Here is a 16,338-nt window from a genome sequence, read left to right on the forward strand (position 1 = left end):
ATCCCTGAGGTGCGAGGAGCCTGCGACGAGCCTCGAAGGGTGCCCCCAAGCAGTAGAGCCTCAGCCGAGTTGGGCGCGCACGCGGGACAGGAGGGCCGCCAGCTGCTGGTTCACCACGTCGGCGCGCTCGAAGGGGACCATGTGCCCCGCCCGCCCAGCCACCACCAGCTCCGCCCCGATGGCGTCGGCGACATAGCGGTTCGCCGAGACCGGCGTGATCCGGTCGCTCGCGCCGGCGACCACGACCGACGGCACGGCCGCGAGCGCGGCAAGAGAGTCGTACTCGTCGAACTCCAGCATCGCGCGCAGATAGTCGGCCATCACATCGAAGGGCGTCTGTTCAACCATGCCGATGAACGCCCGCCGGTGCGCCCGCGTGGAGCGCAGGTCGTGGAACAGCCAGGCCACTGCGGGATTGGTCAGCGGGGCGGACAGGCGCGGCAGCGGCTCGGTCCGGTGCAGACCCTTCAACACCGCCGGACCGAAACGCTTGGCGAAGCCCTCCAGGCCCAGCATGGTGATGTCAGTGCCGCGCCCCGTTGTGGCGATGAGCATGGTCCCGACGACCCGCGAGCCGATCAGGTCCGGACGCAGCCCCGCCAGCGCGGCCGCCACCATGCCGCCCATGCTGTGCCCCACGATCACGACCGGCCCGTCCAGCGACTCGATCACCTCGGCCAGATCTCCGGCGAGCCGCCGGATCGACGCCGCCCCACGCGGACCGCGCTCACTGCGGCCGAACGCCCGCTGGTCGTAGAAGACCCGCCGCACGGACTCGTCGGTCCACGCCGCACGCTGCTCGGCGAAGTTCGCCAGATTCAACGTGAACCCGTGCACGAACACCACCGTCAACGGCGCATCGTCAGGCCCGTCGATCTCCACCCACAGCCGCGTCCCGTCGCTGGTCACCAACTCGCGTGTCTCATCACTCACCCGCGAGAGCGTAGCGCCGCGATCAGGGCCTCCGGTCACCGTCCCGCACGCTCTGGGCGTCGGCGGAGACCTCCTCACCCTCCCACGGCTCGCGGGCACGCCGGGAGACCTTGGCGAAGGACCACATCAGCAGCCCGAGCGCGACCGCCATCGCCACGAAGATGCCGAGCGCCGTCCAGCCCGGTCGCACGATGTCGGGGTCCAGGCCACGCTGCTCGGTGACCACGAGAACCGTGCTGGCGAACTCATACATACCGCTCAGCGTAGGCCCGCGAACAAGTCGTCCTCGGGCTGGGTCGTCGGCACCTTGGAGTCCACCAGTTCGTAGTCCTCGGTGGGCCACGCCCGTGCCTGCACGTCCCGCGGCACCGCGAACCAGAAGCCGTTCGGATCGATCTGCGTCGCATGGGCGATCAGCGCCGCGTCACGCACCGCGAAGTACTCCGCGCACTCGACCCGCGTCGTGACCCGGTCGTCGCGAAACCGCGACGGGTCGCGCTCGTCGAGCCATCCGGCGTAGGGATTGTCCAGGCCGCGCTCGATCATGGCCGCGCCGATGGCTTCGAGGCGGGCCTTCGTCCATCCCCCGTGGTAGTAGAGCTTGCTCACCTGCCACGGCTCGCCCAGATCGGGATACCGCTGCGGATCGGCGGCCGCCTCGTAGGCGAAAACGCTGATCTCGTGGCACTTGATGTGATCGGGATGCGGATACCCGCCGTTCTCGTCGTACGTCGTCAGCACATGCGGACGGAACGAGCGGATCAACCGCACGAGCGGCGCGGCGGCCTCCTCCAGCGGCACCAGCGCGAAGCAGCCCTCCGGCAGCGGCGGCTTCGGATCGCCCTCGGGCCAGCCCGAATCGACCCAGCCCAGCCAGTCCTGCGTGACCCCCAGGATCTCGCGGGCGCGATCCATCTCCTCACGGCGGATGTCGGCGATCAGCTCGGGATTGTCCTCGATTCCGGGGTGCGCGAAACTCGGGTTGAGGATCGAGCCGCGCTCGCCGCCGGTACACGTGACGACGTGGACATCGACGCCCTCGGCGACATAGCGGGCCGTCGAGGCCGCACCCTTGCTCGACTCGTCGTCGGGGTGCGCGTGGACGTGCATCAGCCGTAGTCGTTCGCTCACCCGCCCCATTATCCCGCCGCGCCCCAGCCACGCCGCCGCCGGGCGGGCTGCGAGACTGGAGCGGTGACCAACCAGCTCCTCGCCGACCGTTACGGCACCCGTCAGCGCCCCCGCTGGTTCTGGTGGGTCGTGGCCGCCGCCGGCATCGGCCTGGGCGTGGCCTGGGCGGCGTGGATCGCCCTGCAGCCGCGCCCGGTCAAGGCCGAGGTGTATTCCTTCGAGGTCGCCTCCGACACCCGCATCGACGTCACGCTGGAGATCATCCGCGACAATCCGGCCGCAACGGTCTCGTGCAGCGTGTACGCCCAGTCCGAGAACCACGCCATCGTCGGGGAGAAGACCGTCACCGTCGATCCGTCCTCCGACGACCTGGTGCATCACGACCTCGCCCTGACGACGACGGAACGGGCGGTCACCGCGGTCATTCGGTCGTGCGAAGTCGCCGACTGAGTGCTAGCCTCGGCCTTTCACCCTGGGCCAGGAGCCTGGGGTTCCGCACGTCGGAAGGGACAGCGCCATGACGCAGCCGAGCAACGCCGAGACCATCTGGGTGACCCAGGAGGCGTACGACCGTCTGCGCGCGGAACTCGACCATCTCAAGGGCGAGGTGCGCGCCGACATCACGGCCAAGATCGCCGCCGCCCGCGACGAGGGCGATCTCAAGGAGAACGGCGGCTACCACGCAGCTCGCGAGGAGCAGGGCAAGACCGAGGCGCGCATCCGCCAGCTCGAGGACATGCTGCGCCGCGCCGAGGTGGGCGAGAAGCCGGCCGATGACGGCGTAGTCACGGCGGGCATGAAGGTGACGATCCGCTTCGCCGGCGACGACGAGAACGAGTCGTTCCTGCTCGGTTCACGCGAGTTGCTGAGCCTGGACTCCTCGGTCGACCTCGACGTCTACTCCCCGACCTCTCCGCTGGGCGCGGCCCTAGTCGGCAAGAAGCCCGGCGACACGGCCACCTACGAGACCCCGACCGGCAAGGCCATCACGGTCGAAATCGTCGACGCCACGCCCTTCTGACGGGCCGCTCGGTCCCTGAGGTGCGAGGCCGTCTGCGGCCGAGCCTCGAAGGGACTGACGGCGAGTCCCTTCGAGGCTCGCAAGCGGGTCCTGAGGTGCCGCGAGGAACGAGCGGCCTCGAAGGGCGCACCTCAGCCAGCGGGGCCTACTGGCAACCCCTCTGGCCCGCAGTGACGGGTCAGGGGTGGCGGTAGCCCAGGGATTCGAGTTCGGCCAGCACCTGATCGGCGTGGCCGGGGCCGCGGGTGGCGACCTGGAGTTTGACCTCGACCTCGCCGACCCCGAGGGCCTCCGAGGCGCGGTCGTGGACGATGTTGAGGATGTTGACCTGCATCGCGGCCAGATCGGTCAGCAGCCGCATGAGTTCGCCCGGCCGGTCCGTCAGGTGCACCCGGAAGCTCAGGAAGCGGCCCGCCGCCTTGAGGCCGTGCCGGATGACCTCCAGCAGCAGCAGGGCGTCGATGTTGCCGCCGGACAGCACCGGCACCACCGGCCCGCGAAACTCGCCGGGATGGTCCAGCAGCGCCGCGACCCCCGCCGCGCCCGCCGGCTCCACGAGGAGCTTCGCCCGCTCCAGCAGGCCGATGAGCGCCCGGCTCATCGACTCCTCGCTGACCGTCACGACCTCGTCGACCAGATCGGCGACGACCGCGAACGGCACCGCGCCCGGCTCGGCCACCGCAATGCCGTCGGCCATCGTCGCCAGCCCCGGCACCAGCATCGGACGCCCTGCGGCCAGTGACGACACGTAGGGGCTGACCGCAGCGGTCTGTACGCCGACGACCCGGATATCCGGTCGGACCTGCCGCACGAGGGCGATGCCGGCGACCAGGCCGCCCCCGCCCACCGGCACGAGAATCGTGCCCGTCTGCGGTGCCTGCGCGATGATCTCCCGTGCCACCGTGCCCTGACCCTCGATCACGTCGGCATGGTCGAAGGGGTGGATCATCACCGCGCCGGTCCGGGCGGCATACTCGCGCGCTGCGACAATGCTCGCCTCGACGTCGACACCGACCAACTCGGTCTGCGCCCCGTATCCCTGCGTCGCCTGCACCTTCGGCAGCGCGGCGCCCTCAGGCATGAAGATGCGGGCCGCGATGCCGAGCCGCTGGGCCGCCAGCGCGACCCCCTGAGCGTGATTACCAGCCGATGCCGCCACGACGCCTCCGGCCCGCTCCTGCTCAGACAGACGGGCGATGCGCGTATAGGCACCGCGCAACTTGAACGATCCGGTGCGCTGCAGGTTCTCGCACTTGAGCAGGACCTCGGTACCCGCGCGGTCGCTCAGCCAGCGCGAATGCGACAGCGGGGTGACCTCGGCGACCCCCGTCAGCGTCGTCGCGGCCGCCTCCACGCCGGCCCACGACGGGCTGGCATTCACACCGGCTCCGACGGACTCTGCAGGTCCGGCGGCAGGCCGGCGGGCAGGCCGTCCGGCTGCAGCGGGTTGCCCGCCTCCTCGGCCAGATGCCGCACCACGCCGTTGAGGCAGGCCACCAGCGGCACCGCCACGAGCGCCCCCACGACCCCGGAGATGGTGATACCCGCCGCGATGGCCGCGATGATCGCCAGCGGATGCACCGCGACGAGCCGGCCCATGAGGAACGGCTGCAGCACGTGCGATTCCAGCTGCTGCACCCCGATGACGACGAGCAGCATGAGCAGCGCCGTCCAGGGACCCTGTGCCACGAGCGCCACCAGGACGGCGACCATGCCCGAGGCGAACGCGCCGATGATTGGGATGAAGGCACCGAGGAAAACCAACACGCCGATAGAGAACGTCAGCGGTACGCCGAGCAGCCACGCGCCGAAGGCGATCCCGGTGGCGTCGACCAGAGCTACCAGCACCGTCGCTCGCACGAAACTCGTCAGCGACTCCCACGCCCGGTGGCCCGAGGAGTTGACTTTGGCCCGGGCGTCGCGCGGGAACAGCGTCACGACCCAGGCCCAGATGCGATCCCCCTCGAACAGGAAGAACACCGAGGCGAAGATCGCGATGAAGAAGCCCGCCACGAAGTGCGCAACCGAAACCCCGACGGCCGCGGCCTGGCCGACCACGGCATCGCGCCCCGTGCTGGCGATGGTCTCCTGCACCTGCTCGACGTAGCCGTTGAGATCGCTGTCGCTGAGGCCCAGCGGACCGGTGCGCGCCCAGTCGCGCAACTCGCCGATCCCGGCCACGATGCTGGCACGCAACTCGTCGAACTGGGTCGACAGTTGCCGACCGATCAGCAGCACCAGGCTCGCCACCACGACCAGCATGCCGATAGTGACGATGATCGTGGCGAGCAGCCGCGGCAGGCCGCGGCGCTCCAGCCAGTCGACCAGGCCGATGGTCAAAGCGGTGATGAGCAGACCCACGGTGATCGGCACGGTGATCTCCGAGAAGTACTTCACCAGCCACAAGAGGCCCAGCCCGGCCGCCGCGATGACGAGCAGCCGCCAGGCCCACTGGGTAGCGATCTCGACCCCGATGGGCACCTGGTACCTGTGCTCGCCGTGCTCTGCCATGCCCTCGAGGCTACCGGCGGAACATCACCGGCCTCCGGCGCGTTGTGGGTGTCGGCGGACTCACCGCCCGGATCCGGGCAACTGGATTCACGAGAGATTCCGCAGAGAGGCGAAACCCGGTCATTGAGGTGCGAGCTTGCGAGCCTCGAAATGACCACCACCGCAGGCTTCGAGGCTCCGGCCGCAAGCGGCCTACGCACCTCAGCCAGCGGCACGTATCTGCGGATTCACCAGAAAGGGGCACCCATGTTCTTCGGTTCGTCTACCGGCCGGCGGCTCGCCGGGCGCGCAACCCGGCCCCACGCCGTCGGCGAGCGTCACCTGGTGACCGGAAACCCGATCGAGACCGACGGCCCCGAAGGAGCCGGATTCGAGGTCGCCGTTGTCGGCCTCGGCTGCTTCTGGGGCGAGGAGCAGACGTTCTGGCAGTTGCCGGGGGTCTGGTCGACGTCCGTGGGCTATGCGGGCGGCTCCACGCCGAACCCGACCTACGAGGAGGTCTGCACCGGACGCACCGGACATGCCGAGGTGGTGCGGATCGTGTTCGATCCGGCAGTGCTGACCTACGACGACCTGTTGCGCACGTTCTGGGAGAGTCACGATCCGACGCAGGGCATGCGCCAGGGCAACGACCGCGGCTCGCAGTACCGGTCGATCCTGCTGACGACGACGCCCGAGCAGGCCGAGCAGGCCGCAGCCTCGCGCGAGCACTATCAGGCCAAGATGACTGCGGCGGGCTTCGGCACGATCACGACCGAGATCAAGCCGCTCGGGGCGTACTACTACGCCGAGGACTATCACCAGCAGTATCTGGCCAAGAATCCGGACGGCTACTGCCCCTTCCACGCCACCGGCGTCGAGTACTGAGCCACCCCGGCAGGCGGCGCTCGGGAATCGCTGATTCATTCGGGTTGCGGGTCGGTGACCGGTCCCTGAGGTGCGAGGAGCTTGCGACGAGCCTCGAAGGGCGAAGCCTGCGGAACCTGGTCATTCGCCCTTCGAGGCCGCTCCTTCGTCACAGCACCTCAGGACCCGGCTCGCAAGCTCGCACCTCAATGACCGAGTTCCCCTATCCGCAAGGTGATCGTTCGCCGATAGCGAACAGGATCACCATCAAGGGAATTGAGTCGGGTCGACTCATGTTGACGTAGGTGTCGGTCACGGTGGCCGGCATGTGATTCACCTGGAGGTGTCCCATGAGTTCGCTGTCCCTGTTCCGCAGCCGCGATCCCTTCTTCGCCGAGTTCGACTCCCTCATCCGCTCCAACTTCGCCGGGACCGCGCCGGCCGAGGCGCTCGACTTCACGCCGACTGCCGAGACCGTCCGCGAGGGTGAGGACGTCGTGGTCCGCCTCGACCTGCCCGGTGTCGACATCGCCGAGGACGTGTCGGTCGAGGTAGCCGGCGGGCGGCTCGTGATCTCGGGCGAGCGGCGCGACGAGCGCGCGGAGCAGACCGAGGGCCGCGCAGTGCGCGAGGTCCGTTACGGCCGGTTCCGTCGTTCGTTCGGCCTGCCCGCCCACATCGGCGCGGACGCCGTGAGCGCCCACTACGACAAGGGCGTGCTGAGCGTGCGCGTCGCGGGCGTCTACGCCGGCACCGAGCCGACCCGCATCGCCATCGCCGAGGGCTGACCCGCGCGTTCAGCCGTGGCCGACGGGGCATACACCCGCCGGGGTCGTGGGCGACTCCGGCGGGGCCTCGGCCACCTGCGGCGTGCGCGGCGTGAGGGTCAGCTCGAAACCCGACGGCATGATCGTCAGGCGCTCGACGATGTCCAGCTCGTAGCCGGGGTCACCGGTGATGTCGTAGCGATGCAGCAGCCGCGCGAGGACGAGGATCGACTCGTGCTGGGCGAACTGGCGGCCGATGCACGCACGCTCGCCGGTGCCGAACGGCTTGTAGGCGTGCGGCAGCCGCCCGCGCGCCCGCTCCGGCTGAAACCGGTCCGGATCGAACTCTTCGGCGTCCTCGCCCCACACCGCCGGGTCGCGGTGGACGGCCGGCAGCAAGACGATGGCCCAGTCTTCGGGCCGCATGACGTGCCCGGTCGGCAACGTGACCGTCGCAGAGCGCGGCGCGCGGCCGAATCCGGGTGCGGTCGGCCACAGGCGCAGCGCCTCGTCCAGGCAGTGCCGCAGAAAGCGGAACCGCGCCACCTGCTCGAAGGTCGGCACCGCGTCGCGGTCCGGGCCGAGCACCGCGTCGGCCTCGGCCTGGGCGCGGGCCAGGAGTTCGGGGTGGCGGCTCAGGTAGTACAACGTGAACGACAGCGCCCCCGAAGTCGTCTCGTGCCCGGCAACCAGGAAGGTGAGGATCTGGTGGCGGATGTTGGTGTCGCCGAGCCGTTCGCCGGTCTGCGGGTGCTCGGCCTCCAGCATGATGCCGAGTAGGTCGTGGTCCGAGGGCGGTTCGGCACGCCGCCGCGCGATGATGTCGTCGACCAGCGCGTCGACGTAGTCCTGATGCGTCTGGTTGCGCTTGCGGATGCGCCGGATCGCCAGGGAGCCGCCGGGCGCGGCCCGCAGCGACCCGATCCTCTGGCCGGAGCGGAGCGCGGCGATCATCGCGGCGATGAACGGGTGCGGATCGGTGCCTTCGAAGGAGCCGAAGTCGCGGCTCAGGGCAGCCCGTGCCAGCGTCTCCAGGGTCAGTTTGGTCATGTCGCGCGAGACGTCGACCGGGCCGTCGAGACGCTCCCAGTAGGCGAACAGATCGTCGAGTGTGCGCAGCATGATCGGGTGGTAGCGCTGCATGGCCGCGCGCGTGAAGGCCGGGCGCAGGAGATCGTGGGCCAGTTGCCAGTTCGTCTCGTGGTTGTGCGCGGTGAACAGCCCGTCGCCGGCGAACTCGCGCAGCGCCTCGACGGCGGGCGGCAGGGTCTTGCCGAAGGTCTCGTCATCGCACAGGTGGGCGGCGAGTTCGGCCCCGGCAACGAAGACGAACTTCTGGTCGAAGACCTGTACCTCGAAGATCGGTTCGCCGAGCGTGCGGGCATGGCCGACCATGCTGTGCAACGGGCGCGTCGGGTCGATGGAGCGCAGATCGCCGAGGAGCCGCTTACGGCCGGGCGGGTGCGCGAACGCCTGTCCGCCCCAGTCGTTGCGCATGAGCGATCAGAGACCCGACTTGCGTGCGAACCAGCGGACGAAGCCCTGATAGCCGGGGCCGGTGAGCCGGACGAAGGCGTCGACCGCCTTGGCATCGACGCCGATGAGCACCCGGACCTTCTTCTTCTCCACACCGTCGAGGATGACCTGGGCGGCCTTCGCCGGCGTCGTGCGCGCCAGGACCTTGTCGAAGTGGGCCGAGATGGCGCTCCGGTCGGCGTCGCGGTCGGCGGCGGCGGTGGCGTTGCGCACGATGTTGGTCTTGATGCCGCCGGGGTGGACGCAGGTCACCGAGACCGGCTTGTGGGACATCTTCATCTCCATCGCCAGGGACTCGGTGAAGCCGCGCACCGCGAACTTGGCCGCGTTGTAGGCGCTCTGGGACGGCACGCCGAACAGGCCGAAGACGCTGGAGATGTTGACCACGTGGCCGTCGCCCGAGGCCTCCAGGTGCGGCAGGAACGCCTTGGTGCCGTTGACGACGCCCCAGAAGTCGACGTCCATGACCCGTTCGAGGTCTTTGAAGGGCATGGTCGCAACGTCGCCGAAGTAGGCGATCCCGGCGTTGTTGATGACAAGGTTGACCCGGCCGAACTCAGCGGCGACGGCGTCGGCGTACTCCAGGACGAGTTCGCGCTGCGACACGTCGAGGACGTCGCTGCGCACCGTGCCGCCGAGGGCGCGCACTCGGGCGGCGGTGCTTTCCAGCCCGGCGGTGTCGACGTCGCTGATGACGACGGTGGCACCGCGGCGCGCCAGTTCGAGCGCCAGCGCACGGCCGATGCCCGATCCCGCACCCGTGACGACGGCGACCTTGCCCTGGATCCAGCCCATGTCGACTCCCATATGTCGCGGCTCACATTTTCCGATACCCACGGTATCCCGATACAGAAACGTATGTCGAGTGGGGTCGCCGAGTTCGGTCCCCGAGGTGCGCCCTTCGAGGCCGCTCGTTCCTCGCGGCACCTCAGGACCCGCCCCCGGTCCCTGAGGTGCGAGCTTGCGAGCCTCGAAGGGTGCGAGCCTCGAAGGGACCGCCGCGCCGTCAGTACGTGAGCGGGACGCGGGGGCGCAGGCGCGGGCGCTCGGGCAGGTCGGGGGCGGCGGCGAACCGGTCCCCGTAGCCCTCCACACGGCCGAACCGTGCGGCGGCCGCGTCACGATCCATCCAGGCCTCCCGTGCCGCAACGATCTCGTCGTGGTCGCGGGCGACGAAGTTCCACCACATGACCAGCGGTCCGGCCAGCGGTCCGAGAAGGTCGAGAAGACACCAAGGGCCGACCGTGGGGCGAGCACGGTGCGGCAGCGCGCGCGAGGCGCTCAGGCCCGGCACCGCTGCGAGCGTCCGGTCGCTCATGCCGGATCACCGGCCAGCAGGTGCGCCCGCAGCCCGGCGATGTCCGCTTCCGTGCCGCCGACCTCGGCGAACCACCCCGCGACACCACCGGGATGGGACTCCCACGGCTCCATCGCGGCGAGCACGGCCTCGGGGCGCGTCTCGAAGAACGACGCCGGCAGCGTGCTGCGGTGGTCGTGTCCAGCCTGCTGCGCAAGCCGGGCGTCGATGGCGTCGCGGTGCCGGGCCGTTTCGAGATAGTCGTCCACGATGTCGTCGACGGAGGCACCGCCGAGGCGCAGCGCCAGCGCGACCGAGATACCGGTGCGGTCCTTGCCGGCCGCGCAATGGACCAGCGCCGGACCCGGAGCCGAGGCGATGGCGCGCATCACCTCGACCAGCATCGGCCCGGCCGATTCGACCAGATGCCGGTACAGGCCGGTCAGGTCGCTGGCCCGAGCCGCTCCGGGTTCGAGCGCGCCGAGCAGCGGCAGGTGATGGATCACGGCATACGCGGCGAGCGGGTGATCGGCTTCGGACTCCGTGGCCGAACGCAGGTCGACGACCGTCACCGGCGGCCAGACGAGGCCCGGCGGGACCATATCGCCCTCGGCCGGGGCGGCGCTGCGCAGCAGCCGTCCGGGTGCCACGACCCCGCCGTCAATGGCGATGCCGTGAAGATCACGCAGATTGGGTACCAAAGCGGACATGGAATCCATCATCGCCTCACTAGGCTGGCCGCATGGGCATCAGTCGCCGTACCGCCGCTTCGGCGGCCCTCGCCACCACCGGTCTCGTCAGCGCCGGACTGGGTTTCCTGTTCGGCGAGACCGTCTTGGCCCGGCGGCTGATCGGGGTCACCGACGAGCGTCCGCCGTCGCCCGACGGCGTGTACGGCGAGGACCTCGACGGCGATCCCGTCACGCTGCTCGTCCTCGGTGACTCTGCGGCCGTCGGTTATGGGATGAAGACCCAGGCGACCACCCCGCCCGCGCTACTGGGCGTCGGCCTGGCGCGCATGCTCGACTGCCCGGTCCGGGTGCGCAGTGTCGCGGTCGTCGGTGCCGAGAGCAGCGACCTGGCAGAGCAACTGGCCCGTGGCATCGACGCCGAGCCGGATGTCGCCGTCATTGTCATCGGCGCGAACGACGTGACCCATCGCAAGTCGATGCGTGCGGCGGTCGCCGATCTGCAGGTCGTGGTCAGCCGGCTCGTCGCGGACGACTGTGACGTGGTGGTCGGCACCTGCCCGGACCTGGGTACCGTGCGGCCGATCTGGGAGCCGTTGCGTAGCATCGCGCGGCTGCAGAGCCGCCGCCTCGCCGAACGCCAGACCGTCGGTGCCATCGAGGCGGGGGCGCGCACCGTGTCGCTCGGCTCGCTTCTCGGGCCGGTGTTCTCCGAACATCACGAGTTGATGTTCGGCGAGGATCGCTTTCATCCGTCGGCGTCGGGGTATGCAGCCTTGGCCGGTGCCCTCCTGCCGCCGCTGGCCGACGCGATCCGTGAGCAGCGCAGCGAGCCGCGCAAGGAGCGCCCGGGCCGCGCCGAGGAAGTCATGAGCGTGAGCGAGGCCGCCGCCGAGGCCGCCCAGCACCCCGGTACCGAGGTGCGCCGTGTCGGCCGCTGGGTGCGCGTCCTGCGCCGACGCTGAGCGAATCCGCCAGGAGGCAGACCCGGCGGTCATTCCCCCCGCAAGCGGAGGGGCCACCAGCCTCGAAGAACGATATGACCTATACCGGCGAGGGTCCCTTCGAGGCTTCGGCCGCAGGCGGCCTTCGCACCTCAGGGACCAGGAAGTCGAACCGGTCCCGAATAGACCGGGGCCACCGGCCGCGACGAGCAGCCGGTGGCCCCGAAACGGATCGGACCGAATCAGTCGTCGCCGCGCAAGATGGCGAGGATCCGCAGGATCTCGATGTACAGCCAGATCAGCGTGACGGTCAGGCCGAAGGCCGCCCGCCACGACTCGCGACGATCCAGGCCGGCGCGCACACCCTGCTCGATGTAGTCGAAGTCGAGCACGAGCATGAGCACCGCGAGCACGACCGCCACGGCCGAGACCACCAGGCCGAGCGTGTTGAAGCCGCTGATGCCACCGCCGTCGACCACACCGGTCAGCGACAGGACGAGGTTCAGCACGACCGCACCGGCGAAGGCGAACACCGCGATGGTGACCACCTTGCGGAACTTCGCGGTGACCTGAATGTCGAAGAACTTGTACGCCGCGAGCGTCGCGCCGAAGGCCACGAAGGTCCCGGCGACGGCCTGGAAGACGATGCTGACGTCCTGAACCATCGTGGCCACGATCTTCGAGAAGGCACCGACGAAGACGCCCTCGGCCACCGCGTAAGCGATGATGAGCGCCGGGCTGACGACCTTCTTGAAGGAGTTGAGCAGCGACAGCACCAGGCCGGCAATGGCCCCGACGCTGGCGAAGGCGTACGCCTTGCTGACGGCCGAGTCCTCGACCACCAGACGGCCGAACTCGTTCTCTTCCAGGATCGAGCCGATGAGGACCCAGGTGACGGCTGCTGCGACGACGACCACGCCGAGCGTGATCGCGGTCTTCTCGACCACCGAGTCGATGGTCATGCGATCACCGGCGGCGCTCGGCGCGTAGCCGGGCACCGGCTGGCCGTTCATATCGATCGTCCACTGCGACGGATCGGTAGCCACCGCAGAACGGCCGTTGAAGCCGTCGTTGCGGGAGAAGACGGGGTTGGAACTGTGCATGATTCCCTCCGGAGGTCGGCTCGCATCGTCGAGCCTGATGCCTGACACCTTATACAACGCTCCAGCGGCCCCGGTTACTCCCGTTTCAGCCGTTTCATGCCGCAACCGTCGGCGTGACGAGCAGGCCGGGACCTGCGAGGAACGGCGCGTCGGCCCACGCAGGTCAGAGGTCGGCACCGACGTCGACCAGGTGGTGTTCGAGATCGTGCAGCGCATACCGGGTCAGCGAGCCCACGGTGAACTCCGATCCGTTGGAGCGGAGGCCGCGCCGCCCCCACGAGCCGGCATCGACCCGCGCGAGCGCGGCGGCCAACCGGTCGGCCGCGACGCCCAGTTCGCGCGCCACCTCGGCCGGATCGGCTTCGGCGTAGCGGCCTTCGACGGCGGCGGCGTCCTGGTCCCAGTCCTCGAACCGCGCCGGTGCCTCGGCGAGCATCCGGTCGATCCGGGCGGCGAACACCGTGAACACGTCGCGCACATGACAGGCGTACTCGATGTCGGACCAGCGATCCGGGCGACGTCGCCGGGTCGCGTCGGCACGGCCCAAGACCCGCCGCCAGGCCGCGACGTGACGCCTCAAACTCGGACCGACCGCCGCCGGATCGACCGTCGAAGCGTCGAAGCCGCATTCGGGGCATCGCTCGCGCAGAACCCAGGTCCAGTCCTTGTCGTCGGGCGGCAGTTCGGGCGCAGTCACCGGACCATCATCGCGCGCTCGCTAGGGTGCCCACCATGTCCGATCCGGCCGATGAACAGGCAGATCCTGCCATCCGATACCGCACCCAGCCCGTCTCGTTCACCCGCCGCGGCGGCCGTCTGAACGAGCGGCAGCAGCGGGCGTGGGACGCGCTCGCTGCGACCACGGTGCTCGACATCCCCCGCTCGGGACCCTCGACCTCGGTCGATCCGGCGTTCGTACTCGACCGGCAGGCGGCCTTCGGGCGCACCGGCGGACCGCTCGTGGTCGAAATCGGCTGCGGCCGCGGCGAGGTCCTCGTCCACGCGGCAGCCGCAGCGCCGGAGACCGACTTCCTGGGCTTGGATGTCTACATCCCCGGTATCGCCCAAACCCTCATCGGCGTGCGCAACGAGCAGCTGACGAATATCCGGCTAGCCGTGGTCAATGCCACCGAGGCACTGTCGACAATGCTGCCTGCGGGGTCGGCCGACGAGTTGTGGGTGCATTTCCCCGATCCGTGGCCGAAGGCCCGCCACCACAAGCGGCGGCTGGTCACCCCGGAGTTCGCTGCCCTCGCTGCGCGCGTACTGAAGCCGGGCGGCATCTGGCGGCTGGCGACCGATTGGGCCGAGTACGCCGAGCAGATCGCCGAGGTCCTTGCCTGCTCGCCCGACTTCGACGGCGGCCCGAGCGCCCGCTGGGAGGGTCGCACGCTGACCCGCTTCGAGGCCAAGGGCATCGCTGCGGGCCGGGCGATCCACGACTTCACCGCCACCCGCATCCCGGCCTCCGCGACTCGGGGCTGATCCACCTGAGCGGGCGGTGCCCCCGGTGGGACTCGAACCCACACTGGAACGGGTTTAAGCCGTCTGCCTCTGCCGATTGGGCTACGGGGGCGTACCGCAGCCAGCCTAGTCCTGCGGCGTCGGCGGCGGACGTCAGCGGGCCGAACGAGCGATTCCGTCGAGGATGTCCCGCTCGCTGACCACGATCTCCGGGACCGCGAGCGGCACCAGGTCGAGGAGGCGATCCAGGATCAGCGCGCCGCCACCGATCACGTCGGCGCGCCCCGGATGCATGAAGGACAGATGCCGCCGGTCGGCCACCGGCATCGACACCAGCGACACGCACGCCTCGCGCATCTGATCGACCGGGATGCGGGCCCCGTGAATGCGGGCGCTGTCGTAGGACGACAGCTGCAGCGCGTGCGCCGTGACCGTGGTGACCGTACCCGCGACACCGATCAGCCGCTCGACCGCCGGCCAGTCGGCCACCACCGGACCGAGCACCTCGTCGAGATACTCCTCCAACGCGACGATCTCCCCCACCGACGGTGGATCACTGGCGAGGAAGCGCTCGGTCAGGCGCACCGAGCCGATGTCGAGTGAGACCGCCGACTCCACGACTCCGCCGGCCCCGCGAACCAACTCCGTCGAACCACCGCCGATGTCGGCCACGACCGACGGCTCCGGACCGAGGTCGCCGGTAGCCCCGAGGAAGGAGGCGTGCGCCTCGGCTTCCCCGGTCAGAATCTCCGGCTCGACCCCCAGGACCTCGACGACAGCCGCGCGAAAATCGCTGGCGTTCTCGGCGTCGCGGGCCGCAGAGGTGGCGCAGAAGCGCACGGCGTCGACACCCAGTTCGCCGATGGTCAAGGCGTATTCGCGGGTGGCCGCGAGGGTGCGTTCGATGGCAGCCGGATCGAGCCGGCCGGTGCGGTCGACCCCCTCGCCGAGCCGCACGATCCGCATCTCGCGGATCACGTCGCTCGCGGTCCCGTCGGTGCCGAAGTCGGTGACCAGCAGCCGGATCGAGTTGGTTCCGCAGTCAATCGCCGCGACACGTGTCATGCCCGCCAGCCTAACCACCGGGCGGCCCGGGTTTTCCCCAGTGCGCGATGCGGGGGTGACAGGTCGGTGTCGGGTGGCTAGGTTCGGTGTCAGCGTAGATCGGGGGATTCATGCGTCGAGTTCTGGTGGCCGTGGTAGCGGCCGGCTGGTTCTTTGCCCTGGCGGCGTGCTCGTCGGAGCCGAGGCCGATTGAGCCGGAGCCGTCGGCCTCGGCCACGCCTGCGGTTCCGGTGGTGCCGGACGCGGCCGGGGAGAACACGCCGGAGGGTGCCGAGGCGTTTCTGCACTACTACATCGAGGTCATCAACTACGCCTCGCACACCGGAGACACCGGGCCGCTCCAACAGGCCAGCACCCCCGACTGCACCGGCTGCCAGGACTACATAAAGAAGTTCGATGAACGGGCCGAGCGCGGAGGGACGATTGTTAACGGTGACTGGCATGTCGCGACCGCTGAGCAGAGCACCTACGGCATTGACCAGGCGTGGGTGGCAACAATCCACCTCGCAGCCGGATCAGTACAAGAGTCGGCAGATTCCGAGTTCGAGGAGTTCTCCGCCAGCGATGAAGTGGTCACGCTGATTGCTGGCTTCAACGACAGTCAGTGGCAGATGATGTACTTCGCTCCCGGAAGGAAGCTGTGATGCACTTTGCCGCAGCGATGGTCTTCGCAACAATCTTCAGCGGCCTATCTGCATCGGTCGACGTCAACCCCTCACCGGACGGGCCAGGTGTGACGATCGAAGGAAACGAGACGGCTCCTGGGCCGAGGACGGGCGGTTCTTCGGGTGGGTCGGGATCGTCGGTTGCGGTGGTCGATCCGAATGCGCTGGTTCAGGGCTGCGGCGTCCTCGGTTTCCTGACCGACAGCTGCGGACAACCCCCCAACACCCCCGAAGCCTCCCTCCCCGACGAAATCCTCCACGCCATCGAAACCATCGGCCTACCCGCAACCACCCTCTACCTCCAACCCGACACCGGCACCACCCTCATCAACATCCCCACCATCTACTACACCCACGCCACCGTCT

At 69.5% G+C, this 16,338-nt stretch carries 20 protein-coding genes and 1 tRNA gene; 8 read left to right on the top strand and 13 right to left on the bottom strand.

All coding sequences use genetic code 11. From position 1 onward, the window contains the following. Positions 1-60: 60 nt before the first annotated feature. From QM597_RS00280 to mca, 3 genes are read right to left on the bottom strand one after another with little or no spacing between them, the layout of a single operon-like run. The gene (locus QM597_RS00280; RefSeq protein ID WP_415002877.1) at positions 61-933 is read right to left on the bottom strand and encodes an alpha/beta fold hydrolase; all 873 of its coding nucleotides are present in this window, start codon (positions 931-933) and stop codon (positions 61-63) included. A 22-nt stretch (positions 934-955) separates the two neighbouring features. Next, the gene (locus tag QM597_RS00285) at positions 956-1,186 is read right to left on the bottom strand and encodes a hypothetical protein (protein ID WP_415002878.1); all 231 of its coding nucleotides are present in this window, start codon (positions 1,184-1,186) and stop codon (positions 956-958) included. Positions 1,187-1,191: 5 nt separating this feature from the next. Beyond that, complete coding sequence (mca, locus tag QM597_RS00290) at positions 1,192-2,064, bottom strand: mycothiol conjugate amidase Mca (RefSeq protein WP_415002879.1); 873 nt, start codon at positions 2,062-2,064, stop codon at positions 1,192-1,194. A gap of 63 nt (positions 2,065-2,127) precedes the next feature. Here mca and QM597_RS00295 point away from each other — a divergent pair, with 63 nt between their 5' ends. Both QM597_RS00295 and greA read left to right on the top strand, forming a co-directional pair. Next, complete coding sequence (locus QM597_RS00295; protein ID WP_415002880.1) at positions 2,128-2,514, top strand: DUF4307 domain-containing protein; 387 nt, start codon at positions 2,128-2,130, stop codon at positions 2,512-2,514. A 67-nt stretch (positions 2,515-2,581) separates the two neighbouring features. Then, positions 2,582-3,085 (top strand): transcription elongation factor GreA, encoded by a 504-nt coding sequence (gene greA / locus QM597_RS00300; protein WP_415002881.1) that lies wholly within the window; start codon positions 2,582-2,584, stop codon positions 3,083-3,085. A gap of 178 nt (positions 3,086-3,263) precedes the next feature. Here the strand turns inward: greA and ilvA are convergent, their stop codons facing one another. Both ilvA and QM597_RS00310 read right to left on the bottom strand, forming a co-directional pair. After that, positions 3,264-4,466: a threonine ammonia-lyase gene (gene ilvA, locus QM597_RS00305; RefSeq protein WP_415002882.1), complete on the bottom strand. Its 1,203-nt coding sequence runs from the start codon at positions 4,464-4,466 to the stop codon at positions 3,264-3,266. Next, positions 4,463-5,596, bottom strand: a complete 1,134-nt coding sequence (locus tag QM597_RS00310) for an AI-2E family transporter (protein ID WP_415002883.1) — start codon at positions 5,594-5,596, stop codon at positions 4,463-4,465. Before QM597_RS00310 ends, ilvA begins: the two co-directional genes overlap by 4 nt. Before the next feature lie 150 nt (positions 5,597-5,746). Between QM597_RS00310 and msrA the strand changes: the two genes are divergently transcribed. Then, entirely contained in the window at positions 5,747-6,463 is a 717-nt protein-coding gene (msrA, locus tag QM597_RS00315; protein WP_415002884.1) for a peptide-methionine (S)-S-oxide reductase MsrA, read from the top strand. A 329-nt stretch (positions 6,464-6,792) separates the two neighbouring features. Next, entirely contained in the window at positions 6,793-7,230 is a 438-nt protein-coding gene (locus QM597_RS00320; RefSeq protein ID WP_415002885.1) for an Hsp20/alpha crystallin family protein, read from the top strand. Positions 7,231-7,239: 9 nt separating this feature from the next. On the opposite strand, the gene QM597_RS00325 is transcribed toward QM597_RS00320, so the two are convergent. The 4 genes from QM597_RS00325 to QM597_RS00340 all read right to left on the bottom strand — a co-directional run bounded on the left by QM597_RS00325 (position 7,240) and on the right by QM597_RS00340 (position 10,752). Further along, positions 7,240-8,706 (bottom strand): cytochrome P450, encoded by a 1,467-nt coding sequence (locus QM597_RS00325; protein ID WP_415002886.1) that lies wholly within the window; start codon positions 8,704-8,706, stop codon positions 7,240-7,242. 6 nt (positions 8,707-8,712) lie between these two features. After that, on the bottom strand, positions 8,713-9,552 hold the full coding sequence (locus tag QM597_RS00330; protein ID WP_415002887.1) for an SDR family NAD(P)-dependent oxidoreductase: 840 nt from the start codon (positions 9,550-9,552) through the stop codon (positions 8,713-8,715). A 199-nt stretch (positions 9,553-9,751) separates the two neighbouring features. Next, positions 9,752-10,063 (bottom strand): hypothetical protein, encoded by a 312-nt coding sequence (locus QM597_RS00335; RefSeq protein ID WP_415002888.1) that lies wholly within the window; start codon positions 10,061-10,063, stop codon positions 9,752-9,754. Continuing rightward, a complete protein-coding gene (locus tag QM597_RS00340) occupies positions 10,060-10,752 on the bottom strand; it encodes a tyrosine-protein phosphatase (RefSeq protein ID WP_415002889.1) in 693 nt (230 codons plus the stop codon). The genes QM597_RS00335 and QM597_RS00340 overlap by 4 nt, the downstream gene beginning before the upstream one ends. A 32-nt stretch (positions 10,753-10,784) precedes the next feature. Here QM597_RS00340 and QM597_RS00345 point away from each other — a divergent pair, with 32 nt between their 5' ends. Continuing rightward, positions 10,785-11,696, top strand: coding sequence for an SGNH/GDSL hydrolase family protein (locus tag QM597_RS00345; protein WP_415002890.1), 912 nt, complete (start codon positions 10,785-10,787; stop codon positions 11,694-11,696). A gap of 221 nt (positions 11,697-11,917) precedes the next feature. Here the strand turns inward: QM597_RS00345 and QM597_RS00350 are convergent, their stop codons facing one another. Together QM597_RS00350 and QM597_RS00355 are read right to left on the bottom strand one after the other, a co-directional pair. Then, entirely contained in the window at positions 11,918-12,778 is an 861-nt protein-coding gene (locus QM597_RS00350) for a Bax inhibitor-1/YccA family membrane protein (RefSeq protein ID WP_415002891.1), read from the bottom strand. A gap of 163 nt (positions 12,779-12,941) precedes the next feature. Beyond that, entirely contained in the window at positions 12,942-13,475 is a 534-nt protein-coding gene (locus QM597_RS00355) for a DinB family protein (RefSeq protein ID WP_415002892.1), read from the bottom strand. A 35-nt stretch (positions 13,476-13,510) separates the two neighbouring features. Between QM597_RS00355 and trmB the strand changes: the two genes are divergently transcribed. Next, positions 13,511-14,263: a tRNA (guanosine(46)-N7)-methyltransferase TrmB gene (gene trmB, locus QM597_RS00360; RefSeq protein ID WP_415002893.1), complete on the top strand. Its 753-nt coding sequence runs from the start codon at positions 13,511-13,513 to the stop codon at positions 14,261-14,263. Positions 14,264-14,280: 17 nt separating this feature from the next. On the opposite strand, the gene QM597_RS00365 is transcribed toward trmB, so the two are convergent. Both QM597_RS00365 and QM597_RS00370 read right to left on the bottom strand, forming a co-directional pair. After that, positions 14,281-14,354: transfer RNA gene (locus tag QM597_RS00365), tRNA-Leu, on the bottom strand. A gap of 41 nt (positions 14,355-14,395) precedes the next feature. Then, complete coding sequence (locus QM597_RS00370) at positions 14,396-15,307, bottom strand: exopolyphosphatase (protein ID WP_415002894.1); 912 nt, start codon at positions 15,305-15,307, stop codon at positions 14,396-14,398. Positions 15,308-15,417: 110 nt separating this feature from the next. Between QM597_RS00370 and QM597_RS00375 the strand changes: the two genes are divergently transcribed. Together QM597_RS00375 and QM597_RS00380 are read left to right on the top strand one after the other, a co-directional pair. Further along, the gene (locus QM597_RS00375; RefSeq protein ID WP_415002895.1) at positions 15,418-15,951 is read left to right on the top strand and encodes a DUF6318 family protein; all 534 of its coding nucleotides are present in this window, start codon (positions 15,418-15,420) and stop codon (positions 15,949-15,951) included. Then, positions 15,951-16,338 (top strand): hypothetical protein (locus tag QM597_RS00380; RefSeq protein ID WP_415002896.1); only part of this gene is annotated, 388 nt, incomplete at its 3' end. The genes QM597_RS00375 and QM597_RS00380, both read left to right, overlap by 1 nt.

It is taken from the genome of Aeromicrobium sp., assembly GCF_047607065.1.
In the GTDB taxonomy this organism is placed as follows: domain Bacteria; phylum Actinomycetota; class Actinomycetes; order Propionibacteriales; family Nocardioidaceae; genus Aeromicrobium.